The organism is Paraglaciecola arctica (genome assembly GCF_018861065.1).
GTDB classification, from domain to species: domain Bacteria; phylum Pseudomonadota; class Gammaproteobacteria; order Enterobacterales; family Alteromonadaceae; genus Paraglaciecola; species Paraglaciecola arctica_B.
In genome coordinates this window covers 50,491-64,597 of record NZ_JAHKQO010000007.1, presented here as the reverse complement: position 1 = coordinate 64,597, position 14,107 = coordinate 50,491, and the positions used below count along the sequence as shown (strand labels likewise).

Annotated in this window: 13 protein-coding genes; 8 read left to right on the top strand and 5 right to left on the bottom strand. The window is 40.0% G+C overall.

What is annotated here, in order from left to right; all coding sequences use genetic code 11:
• Window positions 1-85 precede the first annotated feature (85 nt).
• Window positions 86-667, bottom strand: a complete 582-nt coding sequence (locus KO534_RS02455; RefSeq protein ID WP_215926843.1) for an HD domain-containing protein — start codon at window positions 665-667, stop codon at window positions 86-88.
• Window positions 668-727: 60 nt separating this feature from the next.
• Window positions 728-1,054 carry a c-type cytochrome gene (locus KO534_RS02450; protein ID WP_215926841.1) on the bottom strand — a complete coding sequence of 109 codons (327 nt, stop codon included), beginning with the start codon at window positions 1,052-1,054 and terminating at the stop codon, window positions 728-730.
• A gap of 67 nt (window positions 1,055-1,121) precedes the next feature.
• Between KO534_RS02450 and KO534_RS02445 the strand changes: the two genes are divergently transcribed.
• From KO534_RS02445 to KO534_RS02410, 8 genes are all read left to right on the top strand, one after another.
• Complete coding sequence (locus KO534_RS02445; protein WP_215926839.1) at window positions 1,122-2,573, top strand: protein adenylyltransferase SelO; 1,452 nt, start codon at window positions 1,122-1,124, stop codon at window positions 2,571-2,573.
• Between the two features lie 102 nt (window positions 2,574-2,675).
• A complete protein-coding gene (locus KO534_RS02440) occupies window positions 2,676-5,522 on the top strand; it encodes an EAL domain-containing protein (protein WP_215926837.1) in 2,847 nt (948 codons plus the stop codon).
• 146 nt (window positions 5,523-5,668) lie between these two features.
• Window positions 5,669-6,286: a GTP cyclohydrolase II gene (gene ribA, locus KO534_RS02435; RefSeq protein WP_215926835.1), complete on the top strand. Its 618-nt coding sequence runs from the start codon at window positions 5,669-5,671 to the stop codon at window positions 6,284-6,286.
• Between the two features lie 123 nt (window positions 6,287-6,409).
• Window positions 6,410-7,681 (top strand): DUF3300 domain-containing protein, encoded by a 1,272-nt coding sequence (locus KO534_RS02430; protein WP_215926833.1) that lies wholly within the window; start codon window positions 6,410-6,412, stop codon window positions 7,679-7,681.
• A gap of 75 nt (window positions 7,682-7,756) precedes the next feature.
• Window positions 7,757-8,236, top strand: coding sequence for a GNAT family N-acetyltransferase (locus KO534_RS02425; protein ID WP_252731915.1), 480 nt, complete (start codon window positions 7,757-7,759; stop codon window positions 8,234-8,236).
• Between the two features lie 48 nt (window positions 8,237-8,284).
• Entirely contained in the window at window positions 8,285-9,289 is a 1,005-nt protein-coding gene (locus KO534_RS02420; protein WP_215926831.1) for an aspartate carbamoyltransferase, read from the top strand.
• Window positions 9,290-9,334: 45 nt separating this feature from the next.
• Window positions 9,335-10,630 (top strand): glutamate-1-semialdehyde 2,1-aminomutase, encoded by a 1,296-nt coding sequence (gene hemL / locus KO534_RS02415; RefSeq protein ID WP_215926829.1) that lies wholly within the window; start codon window positions 9,335-9,337, stop codon window positions 10,628-10,630.
• Between the two features lie 54 nt (window positions 10,631-10,684).
• A complete protein-coding gene (locus KO534_RS02410; RefSeq protein WP_215926826.1) occupies window positions 10,685-11,776 on the top strand; it encodes an adenylate/guanylate cyclase domain-containing protein in 1,092 nt (363 codons plus the stop codon).
• Between the two features lie 19 nt (window positions 11,777-11,795).
• Here the strand turns inward: KO534_RS02410 and KO534_RS02405 are convergent, their stop codons facing one another.
• The 3 genes from KO534_RS02405 to htpX form a co-directional block, all read right to left on the bottom strand.
• The gene (locus KO534_RS02405) at window positions 11,796-12,056 is read right to left on the bottom strand and encodes a hypothetical protein (protein ID WP_215926824.1); all 261 of its coding nucleotides are present in this window, start codon (window positions 12,054-12,056) and stop codon (window positions 11,796-11,798) included.
• A gap of 168 nt (window positions 12,057-12,224) precedes the next feature.
• Window positions 12,225-13,148, bottom strand: coding sequence for a Dyp-type peroxidase (locus KO534_RS02400; RefSeq protein WP_215926822.1), 924 nt, complete (start codon window positions 13,146-13,148; stop codon window positions 12,225-12,227).
• 4 nt (window positions 13,149-13,152) lie between these two features.
• Complete coding sequence (htpX, locus tag KO534_RS02395) at window positions 13,153-14,031, bottom strand: protease HtpX (protein WP_354667902.1); 879 nt, start codon at window positions 14,029-14,031, stop codon at window positions 13,153-13,155.
• Window positions 14,032-14,107: the final 76 nt, after the last annotated feature.

The following is a 14,107-nucleotide window of genomic DNA, read 5'->3' as shown; positions in this document are numbered from 1 at the left end:
AGTAGCGAATATTTAGTGGTTTATACGCACTGACTTAATCTAAGACCACTTTAGTTTGAAAATTTGTATGTATTCGTGATTTTTATTAGTTACTCAATCCCACACGTTCCCCGGCTTCGATGACTTGTCGCTTTAACCACTGCCAAAGTAGCGGATTAGCTATTTCAATAGCGGCGTTTTTATGCAAAATTTGCGTCACCGACACATCGTGATCAATCCAACTTTGGCAACCATTATGCAGGTTTTGGAGCACTGGCATTAATCTGTCAATTGCTTTAGCGAATTGCGCTTCTGGAGTTTGAGCATGCTCAAACTCGATCCACAACTTCAGATAAGTTTGCTGTTGTTCATCGGGCAAGATCGCAAAAATTCTCTTAGCTGATAAAAGTTCATTTTCATAATCATCATGATTAGCATCATATGCAAATTTATCACCGGTATCGATCTCGACTATGTCATGTAGTAACAACATAGTCACTACTGTCAGAGGGTCGGTTTGTTTCTCTGCGTAAGGCAACAGCGTCAGCGCCAACAACGCAATTTGCCAACTATGCTCCGCACTATTTTCATAGCGCGATAAGCCAGCTGGTTTAATCTTACGTTCGACGTTTTTTAATTTTTCAATTTCGACAATAAATCGAGTGATTGCTTGAAAGTCTTCAGTCATTTTTTACTCTGCGAATTAAAACAGTGGTGGTATCCCATTCCATTATTTAATTCCAATAAATTATTTTCCTGAAGGATCTAAACTCGCGTAGTAGGCTGCTAAATTAGCAATATCAGTATCGCTTAAACTCGCTACCATAGGCGCCATCACCATATTTTTTCGTTCTCCATCACGAAATGCCTTTATTTGTAAAACCAAATACTGCTCTTTTTGTCCTGCTAGGTTAGGATACATAGGAATAGTAGAAATACCGTTGCTACCATGACAAGCACTACAAGTAACCGACTTCGCCTTACCTGCAGCAATATCAGCTGCTAGTAAAGGTTGAGAAAAAACCGTAGCAACGGCAAATACACTGGTTAACACACTGTTCTTAATCTTTATCATGTTCGTTCCTTAGTCTTACACTCAGAGGGTTGAGTAAATAAATTATGTTATTGAATAAGCGATCTTAATGAAATTAGATCATTCTTTTGCTGAAGAACTTACTGCACTGGCTAGCGAAGTCAAGCCAATTAAATTGCTAAATTCCCACTTAGTTGCTTTTAATCATGAACTTGCGAATGAATTGGGGCTACCTGCACAATGGCAAGAAGAAACACATCTATTCAACGCGCTGTATTCACAAGACGGTGCACTTAATCAACGCTCGGTAGCTCAAAAATATGGTGGTCATCAATTCGGCCATTGGAATCCAGAATTAGGGGACGGTCGCGGTTTGTTACTGGCGGAAACTTGTGATCAACACAATAATCACTGGGATTTACACCTAAAAGGTGCAGGTCCAACTCCCTATTCGCGATTTGCTGACGGTCGTGCAGTTTTGCGTTCTACCATTAGAGAGTACTTAGCCAGTGAAGCGTTGCATTATTTAGGCATTCCCACGTCTCGGGCTTTATGTTTAATAACCAGTGACGAGCCTGTCTATCGCGAAAAACAAGAGCGCGCGGCTAAGATGATTAGAGTCTGTCAAAGTCACTTACGTTTTGGTCATTTCGAATATTTTTACCACAGTAAACAACCGCAAAAGCTGCAAAACCTATTTAACTATTGTTTTAAGTACCACTTTGCTGAATGCTCCCAGTCAGACTATCCATACCTAGCAATGTTTGAAAAAATTGTACAAGATACTGCAAAGCTAATTGCGAAATGGCAAGCTTTTGGATTTAACCACGGTGTAATGAATACCGATAATATGTCTATTCATGGGATCACTTTCGATTATGGTCCCTATGCATTTTTAGATGACTTTGAACCCACCTTTATCTGCAATCACTCCGATCCTCAGGGTAGGTACTCCTTCGATAGTCAGCCAGGGATTGGACTCTGGAATCTAAATGCCTTAGCACAGAGTTTTACCCCATATTTAGAAATAGAACAGATAAAGCAAGTGCTTAACAGTTACGAGGAAACTTTGTTTAAAGAATATTCCACGCTGATGCATTGCAAATTGGGTCTTGTAGTTAGCACCGAAAATAGTGAAACCAACGCCAAGCTTATTAATACCTGGTTAGAGATGTTAGCAGTTGAAAAAAAGGATTATTCTGTGGCATTTAGGCAGCTGTGTGAATTTGATATATTGGGTGAGAACCAGAAATTGCGAGAGCAGTTTATTAATCGTGAACGGTTTGACGATTGGGCTAAACAATACACTTTTGCGCTGAAAAATCAGGGTACAATACAAATCCAACGACAAACACAAATGTGCCGATATAATCCACATGTTGTGTTGCGCAATTATTTAGCACAACAAGTAATAGACCAAGCAGAAGAGGGGAATTTTGAAATGTTTCACCAGTTTATTGCTGCATTAAAAAAACCGTACCAAGAAATTAAGGAATATCAAAAATTCTCTGCGCCCCCGCCTAATTGGGGCAAACAACTAGAAATTTCTTGCAGTAGTTAAGGTTAATATCTCTTGAATTCACTCAGCTATTTTTGCAAAAGTAGTAGCAATAAAGTGCAATATACGCCAACGTATAACTTTCGTAATAGCTGTCGAGCATCTATGAAATCACTTTATTCAGTTGGTTTAATATTTTGTTTTTTATACACTTTTTGGCCCAGCGCTAGCATAGCAGCCGAGCAGGTGGTGATATCCAAACAAAATTCTCAAGTGAACTTACTTCCCCAGATCAACTGGCTGGTCACAGAAAAAAGCAGACAGTTGTCAGATATTCAAAATTTACAAAATTGGCAGCACAGCTATATCCCAAATAAAATTAGCTCAGATGAAAGCCTGTGGGGAAAAATCGACATAGCTTTTGAAAATCCTGATGAAAAACAATATTTTCTGACCGTTGACAATCCTTATCTTAACTATGTTGATGTTTTTTTATTGGACCAAAAAGAGCGCATTTTAGGCTCTTATCTTATGGGCAGTAGTCGAGACTATGCTAAACGCCCATTCAGGCACAGATTGTTTATTACTCCTATCAACGGCGAACAACAAGCTGTAACGGTTTTTTTAAGAATAAAAGACGATGGCCCGTTAGTCTTTTCCATTGACATAGACAAACAATCGTCATTAGTAGAAAGGGAACAATTACTGCTCGCTATCATTGGCTTTATTTGTGGTGGATTGGCATTACTTGCCTGTTATTTCTTTATCACTTACATTTTCATGCGCAGCCCTGTACGTTTTTGGTTTGCACTTTCCAATGCCGCTTTCTTATTATTGTTTTTAAATACTAAAGGAGTGCTAAGTCAAATAATCGGTATCACTAGTTACATATCCAACCTCAGTTTTGCACTGTTTGGGTTGTTGCTATTAACTTCATCAAAAGTCACCTTTGCAATTTTAGAAGGCGTCCCTACTATTTGGCGATATTCCTTGTATTGTTTTGGATTTATTACACTAGGAATGGCTTTTTCTGCAGACAGTGGCCAACAAATTACATTTTCAATACTAATGGCGATATTTTCTACCTCGCTGGTTAGTTTACTGGCATTTTTCTATCACAAACCCGACAAAAAAATAGCTAACTTAGTGTGTTTATGTGGGCTGGCTTGTATTGCTCTAAGTGGGTTTGGCCAAGTGACGTTATTCTTAGCGAGTATCCCTTTAACACAAAACCTATCCCTGCTGTTTACGGTGTTTGTTGTTCTGGGCATACTGTTAATCGCGCTTGCTATTGAAGCTCATGAGCGAGTCATAACCTATCGCCACAGTTTACAACAACAACTGGCAATTACTGACCTACAGCACTTTTATGAGTTGTTCAGAAATTCGGCAGAGGGGTTATACACCTCCACTTTAGACGGTCAACTTATCAGTGTTAATCCGGCGATGTGTAATTTATTTGGTTATGCCGATGAAGAAGAAATGTTGCGTGAGGTAGAAAATGCTTCGCAGTTTTATGCTAATCCACAAGACCGCGCAATTATGCTCGGAGAAATACACCGAGGTGATAAAGTCATAGGTAGAGAAACAAAAGGTGTTCGTAAAGATGGTAGCGAGTTCTGGTTTGCCATCTCAGGACAAATTAAGCAAGAACAAGATAAACAATACTTATTTGGTTCAATCTCAGACGTAACTGAGCGCAAACAATCGAATATTAGTTTGGAATATTTAGCCTCTCACGATTCACTGACAGGGGTGTACAATAGACGCGAGTTTGAGCGCCGCCTACAACGGGGTTTAGTCAATGCGCAAGATCAAAACAGTGATCTGACTTTACTCTATTTGGATTTAGACCAGTTTAAGGTTGTCAACGACACCTGCGGTCACAAAGCCGGTGATTTATTAATAAAACAGCTTTCAGAAAAACTTGATGCTGTGGTGATGGACAAAGGCACATTAGCTAGACTTGGTGGTGATGAATTTGGGGTATTGCTGGAAGGCGATAATGCACAAATGGCCTACTTGCTGGCGAATAAACTACTGACAGCAGTACAAGAGTTTCGCTTTGTTTGGGAAAATCGAATTTTCACACTAGGAATTAGTATAGGGCAAGTACCCTGGCAACCTAATATCAACTCACCAGAGCAGTTATTAAGTATGGCGGATGCGGCCTGCTACTTAGCTAAAGAGTGCGGTCGTAATCAAATCCATACCTATTCAGCAGAAGATACTCACATGCAGCGTTATGAGTCTGAAATGTCTTGGGTAACTCATATCAATCATGCTTTGCAGAACGATAGCTTCGAATTATATTATCAACATTATCAATCATTAAGTCACAAGGCTGACGGACATCATTACGAAATTTTGCTCAGAATGCGCGACCAGCAAGGGAATATTATCGCACCTGGAGCTTTTTTGCCTTCTGCCGAACGATATAATCTCACGGCACAAATTGACCGTTGGGTCGTAGAAAATTATTTCAGTTGGCTCGAAAGTAACCCACAACATAGTGAAAAACTAGAAAGAGTCAGTATTAATCTAAGTGGCCACTCCTTGGCTGACAAGGAGCTTAAGTTATTCGTTTTAAATGCTTTTGAAAAACACAAAATACCTTATCGCAAAGTTTGTTTCGAAATCACCGAAAGCATGGCAATTTTAAAAATGGATGAAACCTTAGAGTTCATCAATACTTTCCACAAATTGGGATGTTTATTTGCCCTAGATGATTTTGGCAGTGGTTTTTCTTCCTATAGCTATTTAAAAAACTTGCCCGTGGATCAAGTCAAGATAGACGGTAGTTTTGTGAAAGACATATTACTAGACCCCGTTGATATGGCGATGGTGAACTCTATTAAAGATGTCGCGAAAGCTATGGGAATGGAAACAGTTGCAGAGTTTGTTGAATCCACTGAAATTATGGTTGAACTAGGTAAAATGGGGGTTGATTTCGCCCAAGGATATGGCGTAGCTAAACCGCAATCACTCAATCACTTCACCGCACATAGATGAATCTAAGCTATTGTAAAACTCTGAATCGTGCCCATATACTCCAATACTTCCGAATTGGAGATGTACTTTAACTTAGTTGTACGAGTACTCAGTATGTGGGCCACTTGCCCGCAAGATTCCCTTTAATAAAGTACGTTTTACAAAATATGAATCCAAAATTAGATCAGTATCAATATGTTAGCTCGGCCATGTTACCTACCCGCTGGGGGAAATTTCAGATTCATGGTTTTATTGATAACGAACTTGACCAAGAGCATGTTGCCCTATCTTACGGAGAATGGAGCATTGACGATATTGTGCCTATTCGAATTCACTCAGAGTGTTTAACCGGCGACGCATTATTTAGTACTCGTTGTGACTGCGGAGCACAACTAGAAAAAGCATTGCAGAATATTGTTCAGCAAGGCAAAGGAGTATTGTTGTACCTGCGTCAGGAGGGAAGAGGCATTGGTTTACTTAACAAAATTCGCGCATACCACTTACAAGATCAAGGTATGGATACCGTTGAAGCAAATGAACATTTAGGTTTTGATGCTGATATAAGAGATTATGGTATTTGTAAATTGATGTTAGAAAAATTGCAGGTGAACAATGTCAATCTAATGACCAATAACCCCAAGAAAGGTCTGGCGCTTACCAGCATGGGCATTAATGTTGCTCAGCGTACTCCTATTGACCACGGTATAACGGATGACAATCGCAACTACATTCGTACGAAAACAGAAAAGCTAGGGCATCAGTTCGATAAACATTTATTTAAATAAACGACTCGTTAGTCAATGTTCAGCCATGGTTAAGGCAACCAATCGTATAACCTAATCTAAACTCTCAAGTGTTAGGCAAGTTTTTAGCCACACTTGGGTTTTCGATTTTATAAGGAAAGGGTTATGCACATTCAAACCAAGTACCTATTCATTTATTTAAGTGTTTTTTACTTATTCACAGCCAATGCCATTCAACCTGCGCTTGGGCAGCAAACCAACAGTGCCGAGATTATCGAACTTGATCAAGCCCAATTAGATCAAATGTTGGCTCCAATTGCCCTATATCCAGATACCTTACTCTCACATATTTTAGTGGCCTCGACCTACCCATTGGAGGTTATCCAAGCCGCACGTTGGCGTGCAGCTAATCCAGACTTAGATGAACAACAAGCTCTCAATGCGGTAGAAAATAAAGATTGGGATCCCAGTGTTCAAGCTTTAGTACCCTTTAATGATTTATTGCAGAAATTAAGCGATGATTTGGACTGGCTACAATCCTTAGGCAGTGCTTTTTTGGTAAACGAACAGCAGATATTAACTAGCGTTCAGAATTTACGCCAAAAGGCCTACGAACAAGGAAACCTGAGTGATAACGACTATATCAATGTAGAACATGACGAAGACCAAATTGTAATAGAAACTATACGTAGAGAAGTGGTTTATGTCCCTTACTATGACACTCGTGTTGTGTATGGAAACTGGTGGTGGAGCAATCATCAACCTTACTTTTGGGCTCGACCTAGACACAGTTTATTTAGTGCCGGTTTATATTGGAGTGTAGGGTTTAATATTCGCCCAAGTTTTTATTTCGGAGGCTTTAATTGGCACAACCGCCACCTTGTTGCTAACTATCACTACCATAAGCATGCAAATAGATATTGGTCAAATCATCATAGCAAGCGCCAAGTGGTGAGAGTTAAGGAATATCCGCGTTGGAATCACAATCAACAACATAGACGAGGTGCACAATACCGAATAAATGGTCAACGAATTGTGCGCACTATAAACGGTGGGAACAAGGTCAATACGTATAAACAAATTGATAAACAAAGAGTATTGAATGTTAGTGATTATGCTCACAAACACACTAAAAACAAAGGATATAAGAAAAAATCCAAAAGCTTTAAACAAACCTTAGGTAAGCAACAACATGTTACGCATCAAACTAAAAGCGTCAAACCATCTAAAGTGGCCAATAATAAACAGCGCGTTATTAGTCAAAATAAGAGTCAACAAAAGCGTGTTATCACTAATAAAGCTAAAACCAACAATTACAAATCGAATTACAAAAGTAATACCAAAAGTAATAATTATCGCGCCAAATCAAATAAACAAAACAAATCGAGGCCGCTGAAAGTTTCCCAGCACAATAAAAGTAAGGGTAAACATCGATAAGCCTCTATTGATAAAAACGATCCGCTCAAGTTACTATTCTTTTTCAAACGAGAGAAATAACTTGAGCGATATCTTTTGCAAATCAAAATAGACAACCTCACACATCCTAAAGTAGTGGATCTACTTCAACAACATCTCGACGATATGTATGCCACGTCACCACCTGAAAGTGTTCACGCCTTGGATTTAGACAAACTTCGTGAACCAGATATCACCTTTTGGACAGCTTGGCAGCAACAAGACCTACTTGGCTGTGGTGCGTTAAAAATACTCACTGCGCAACACGCTGAAATCAAGTCCATGCGCACTGCCCGCGAGCATTTACGCAAGGGAATAGCAGCGCAAATGCTTAAATTTATTATTCTACAAGCACACAACAAGGGATTAAAACGCCTAAGCTTAGAAACAGGCTCCCAAGCCTTTTTTCATCCCGCTATCGCATTGTATCAAAGCCACAACTTTGAGTTTTGCGAGCCTTTTGCGAACTATAATAACGATCCCAATAGTAAATTTATGACATTGGTATTGGAAAGTTCAACAGACCCTGAAGATTAAATTTGTTAAAATGAAAACTATCTAAGGTTTATATAAGTTGCGTAGCAAATGAATTTTAAAGGTAACCATATTTTGTCGGTCAATCAGTTCGATCGCGAAGCAATTGAGCGAGTGTTTAATGTTGCTCATCACATGTTGCCTTATGCCAAACGACAAAAACGCACAACAGTGTTAGACGGGGCTATTTTAGGTAATTTATTCTTTGAACCTAGTACCCGTACCAGAGTCAGTTTTGGTACCGCTTTTAATTTATTAGGTGGCGAAGTTCGCGAAACCACAGGATTAAGCAACTCAGCTCTAGCAAAAGGTGAGTCTTTATACGATACGGCTCGGGTGCTTAGTGGTTATTCTGATATTATCGCGATGCGCCATCCCGACTCGGGTTCTGTAGCAGAGTTCGCTGAAGGTAGTCGAATTCCCGTCATCAATGGCGGTGACGGTGCAAATGAGCACCCTACTCAGGCACTTTTAGATTTATATACTATCCAAAAAGAACTGCTCGACCACGGCAGCACCATTGATGGTATGCATATCGCTATGATTGGGGATTTAAAATACGGCAGAACAGTGCACTCCTTGTCAAAGTTATTGTGCTTATTTAATAACGTACGTTTCACTTTGATTTCCCCAAAAGAGCTATCCATGCCAAGCGCAATTATCGATGCAATTGAAAATGCAGGGCACCAGTACAAAATTACTGACCAATTTGAAGGCAGTGTAGATGCGGATATTTGTTACCAAACTCGTATTCAAGAAGAACGTTTTCCCTCCCAGGATGAAGCGAATCAATACCGAGGTAAATTTCGTCTAAACCAACAGATTTACACCAAACATTTTCAATCAAAAACAGTAATAATGCATCCGCTTCCTCGGGATTCCCGAGCAGAAGCCAATGAATTGGACAATGATTTAAACCTAAATCCTAATTTAGCTATTTTTCGTCAAACGGATAACGGGGTATTGGTACGCATGGCTTTATTTGCTCTTACCCTAGGTGTAGAAAATATTGTTACTCAGTTTGATCGAGAAGTACTTTGGCACGTAAATAGCTAACGATTAAATTTTCAGCAAAAAAATTAACTAATAAAAGAAGTCACTATGCAAAAATCAGAAAGTCTTTTCGCCCGCGCTAAGCAACATATCCCAGGTGGCGTTAATTCCCCTGTTAGAGCCTTTAAAGCAGTAGGCGGTACGCCTCCATTTATCAGTAAGGCCGACGGACCTTATATTTTTGATGTAGACGGCAAACGTTATATCGACTACGTACAATCATGGGGGCCCATGGTATTGGGTCATAACAACCCTAAAATTCGTCAAGCTGTAATTGATGCAGCAGCGAATGGCTTAAGTTTTGGAGCGCCCACTGAAACGGAAGTCATCATGGCTGAAAAAGTTAGCCAATTGGTACCTTCGATGGAAGTGTTACGTATGGTCAATTCAGGCACTGAAGCGACCATGAGTGCGATTCGTTTGGCTCGAGGCTTCACTAATCGCGATAAAATTTTAAAATTTGAAGGTTGTTATCACGGCCATGCCGATGCATTGCTAGTCAAAGCGGGATCTGGAGCTTTAACCTTCGGAGTGCCCAGTTCCCCGGGTATTCCTGCAGATTTTGCCAAACACACCTTAACCATGGAATACAATAATCTAGATTCAGTTAAGAATGCATTTCAACAATATCCTGAAGAAATAGCCTGCATTATTGTTGAACCAGTCGCCGGTAATATGAATTGCATTCCTCCTGTTGATGGTTTTCTAGAAGGTCTTAGAGATATCTGTGATCAATACGGTGCCATACTGATTTTTGATGAAGTGATGACAGGCTTCCGAGTAGCAAGGGGCGGAGCCCAAGAAAAATACAATATCAAACCAGACCTTACTTGTTTAGGAAAAGTAATAGGTGGTGGTATGCCAGTTGGCGCTTTTGGTGGTAAAACCGAAATAATGAGGCATATTTCCCCTGACGGGCCTGTCTATCAAGCGGGTACTCTATCGGGTAATCCAGTAGCAATGGCTGCAGGCTTGGCTTCTTTAGAAGAAATTCAAAAAGAAGGTTTGTATGCACAACTTACCCAAACCACTCAAACTTTAGCTGAAGGTTTTAAGAAACTAGCGAACAAACACGGTATTGCGATGTCTGTTAACTACGCAGGCAGCATGTTTGGGCTGTTTTTTACTGAAGTAGAACAAGTGACCAACTACCAACAAGCCATTAACTGCAATACAGCACAGTTTAACCATTTCTATCATGGTATGTTAGACAATGGTGTTTACTTAGCACCCGCTTCCTATGAGGCTGGTTTTGTATCCGCGGCACACGATGACGAAATTGTGGCGCAGACTTTGGCAATAGCCGATAAAGTTTTAGCGGATGTTGCAGCCAATAGTAAATAACCAATTGTAGAACGGCTAACATATCGATGTTAATAGAGAGATAAATGACACCTAATGCTTGAACAAGTATTACAACCTTTACCGCTGTTTTTATTAGCTATTATTGCACTATTTTCAATAGTGCTAATCATGCTTCTTAAAAAAACAGCGCGTTTAAGTAGTCATTTATCTCCTATTCAAAGCTCCCAGCCTAGTGAACATCAATCACACAATACTCAAGCCCTGCAACAGTATAAGGACAAAGCAGACGAAGCGATGCGTTTAAATCAAACGTTTCGTAAGTTTGTACCTAAACAATTTGTTGATCACTTTGCTAAACATGGCTCAGAAACACTAGAACTTGGCCGTGCAGATGAAGATGAACTAGCAATTTTATTTACAGACATTCGCGGCTTTACGAGTTTATCTGAACAAATGAGTCCGCAGGAATTGATGAACTTTTTAAATTCCTACTTTTTACGAATGAACGAGCCTATTCATAATAATAAAGGATTTATCGACAAGTTTATTGGTGATGCCGTCATGGCATTGTTCGATAGGCCAAGTGGTAACAATACCGACAAAGCCCAAGACGCCATCCGAGCCGCTCTTGGTTTACGCGATGCGATTAACCTGTATAACGAACATAGAGCCAACTGTAATTATTCTGCGGTGAATATTGGAATTGGTATCCATTTTGGACCTGTGATTATTGGCACTGTGGGTTCAGACGACAGAATGGACACTACCGTGATAGGCGACAGTGTTAACATCGCTTATCGACTTGAAGGGCTTGCTCCAAAATACAACACTGACATAGTCATCAGCGCCCAAGCGCTGCAGCAGGCCGCTGCTAAAGGTCTATTTGAATACCGTTTATTAGACTGGGTCAGAGTCAAAGGCAGAAAAGCCTCAATAGAAGTCTATGAAATAATCGATCATCAAAACAGCGCGGTAAAAAAACTGAAACTCGCCAACGCCTCGTTAATAGAACAGGGTTTGGCTTGTCGAAAACAACAAGACTGGCAACAGGCGATCAGCCATTTTCAAGACGCTTTGGATATTTACCCTGAAGACACTCTGGCGATTCATCACTTGGAGCAATGTGCTAAATTAAAAACCACTGAGTTAGCGCAAGATTGGGATGGGTCAATATTATTAGAATAGTTGCTTGTTTGACAAAGACTTATTCTGTTATGACAATTTGGAGTTGCGACCATAATTGACGCCACCTTTTTACCTTTTCGGTTTTGTTTAGACGTTTGGGTGAAACCACTAATCTTTGCTGTACTTGATGAAATTTATCTAATAATTTCGCGTTTAGGGATCCTACACAAACCTCTGTATCAATATAATAAACACCGATAACTGTTTGGCATTTTGAACATAGCAAGAAACTTGCTTGTTGTGAGCCTTGTTTTTGATGCTTAAGTGGGGTTTTAGACATGAAGCGAATCTTCGCATCGGGATCTGATAAATATTCAATTCCACGTGACATACAATAAACACAGTCACAGATTCTCGCGTTATAACTAGATAAACTCTTAGGACTAGAAAATTGAATCGTGACATTTCCACAATCACATTTCCCAGTGTGTTGATACATAAACGAAGCCTAATGTTTAGCTTGTCGTTTGATAAAAGTAACAGATGGAGCAAAAAATGCTCCACCCGTTTCGGCAATCGTGAAATCGAGTAACTTATCGTAAGATCCCTCTTCATCGCCAAAAATCATACTTTTGAGCATCTTTTTAAAAGGCTCAGGGCTATTAGCACATGAAACAAAATATAATCCCTGAATCGACATGTCGCCATATGGCATGCTTTGTCTGAGCATTTCTATGCTTTTACTCTTGTCATCTTTTAAATTAGTACGTTTTGTATGTGCAAAAGAAGCCTTTTTGTCACTCACAATTTCAACGTTATCCGTCTTAGACCTACCAATTATGTCTTCTTGACTACTGGTAGGCAGTAGTTGCCATTTTGTCATATTATGACGGTAGCGCTGCACATGAATATAACTCCCTCCAGCAAAGTCAGGATCATTATCACCCACTAACGCCACATCAAATTTATGCATGCCACGAGGGTTTTCTGTACCTTCCACGAATCCAGTTAAGTCTCGACCATCTAGATACCGAAAACCACGCACTTCTTCATACAAGTCAACGTGAGGCTTTAACAACTGCATAATTTCTATACCTATGGCATGGCATATATCAATGCGGTCAGCTTTAACTTGAATAAACAGATCCCCTGGAGAATTAGGGGCACTGCGATCGTCACAATTCATGGCTGGAAACGGAGCTAATTCCTGCGGGATAATATCTGGATAAAGTTCATACCAATACTCGGTACCGATCGCCACAACACCCGAGACCATCGCCTCATAATATTCCTCATCAAAATGAGTAAACAAGTCCAGAATACGTGCTAATTTAGTACGCATAGCCTGAGTATCATCGTCAACAACGGTAAAGGTTAGATACAAAGCATGCAGATTGGGTTCTGCGCAGATGCCTTTTTGAGCCTGAGCCATAATTCTAACGCCTCAAATTATGTAAGGCTTTGATACGCGATTCTAACGGGGGGTGACTAGAAAAAACCGCTTGCACCTTGCCTGCATTAATAGCCAACGCGGCCATTTCATCAGGTAATTTTGGAGCACCACTAAGACTTCTCAAACGCTGCAAAGCAGCAATCATATTATTTTGGCCAGCTAACTTTGCTCCACCAGCGTCAGCTTTAAATTCTCGGTATCTCGAAAACCACATAACGATCATAGTCGCAAACAGCCCAAGTACTATCTCAGCAATAATAGAAACAATCCAAAAAGCCGGACCATGTCCTCGCTCAACTTTAAACACTACTCGGTCAACAACATGACCAATAATTCGTGATAAAAAAACCACAAAAGTATTCACTACACCTTGAATAAGCGTCATGGTTACCATATCGCCATTTGCCACATGACTCACTTCATGAGCAAGTACGGCTTCTACTTCATTTTTAGGCATAACATCTAACAGTCCGCTACTCACGGCTACTAAGGCATTATTTTTATTCCAACCAGTAGCAAATGCGTTAGGTGAAGAATGCGAAAAAACACCCACTTCTGGCATGCCAATCCCAGCTTGTTTCGCCATACGTTGCACTGTGTCGACTAACCACCGTTCAGTTGGGTTTTGTGCGTTGACTATGACATGCACTTTCATGCTGCGCTTAGCTAAAAACTTAGATAAAAATAATGAGATGAATGCACCACTGAAACCTATTATTGCCGCATACACCAACAAAGCGTTAAGATTCAGATCTACGCCATTGTCAGCCAATAAGCTTTGAATCCCAAATAGACTAAACACGAGTCCTAACAAAGCCATCACAGCAATATTAGTTCCCAAGAATAATAATATTCTCATTATTTAACATTCCCCAGTTGAAGATTTCAAAATCAACAAAGAGTATTGAAACCAAGTATTTAAAACAAAACGCGATGAC

Coding starts and splice junctions, on each gene's coding strand:
- hemL (WP_215926829.1), top strand. CDS start 9,335: ATGCAAAAATCAGAAAGTCTTTTCGCCCGCGCTAAGCAACATATCCCA.
- KO534_RS02400 (WP_215926822.1), bottom strand. CDS start 13,148: ATGGCTCAGGCTCAAAAAGGCATCTGCGCAGAACCCAATCTGCATGCT.
- KO534_RS02420 (WP_215926831.1), top strand. CDS start 8,285: ATGAATTTTAAAGGTAACCATATTTTGTCGGTCAATCAGTTCGATCGC.
- KO534_RS02405 (WP_215926824.1), bottom strand. CDS start 12,056: ATGTCTAAAACCCCACTTAAGCATCAAAAACAAGGCTCACAACAAGCA.
- ribA (WP_215926835.1), top strand. CDS start 5,669: ATGAATCCAAAATTAGATCAGTATCAATATGTTAGCTCGGCCATGTTA.
- KO534_RS02445 (WP_215926839.1), top strand. CDS start 1,122: ATGAAATTAGATCATTCTTTTGCTGAAGAACTTACTGCACTGGCTAGC.
- KO534_RS02430 (WP_215926833.1), top strand. CDS start 6,410: ATGCACATTCAAACCAAGTACCTATTCATTTATTTAAGTGTTTTTTAC.
- KO534_RS02440 (WP_215926837.1), top strand. CDS start 2,676: ATGAAATCACTTTATTCAGTTGGTTTAATATTTTGTTTTTTATACACT.
- KO534_RS02455 (WP_215926843.1), bottom strand. CDS start 667: ATGACTGAAGACTTTCAAGCAATCACTCGATTTATTGTCGAAATTGAA.
- KO534_RS02410 (WP_215926826.1), top strand. CDS start 10,685: ATGCTTGAACAAGTATTACAACCTTTACCGCTGTTTTTATTAGCTATT.
- KO534_RS02450 (WP_215926841.1), bottom strand. CDS start 1,054: ATGATAAAGATTAAGAACAGTGTGTTAACCAGTGTATTTGCCGTTGCT.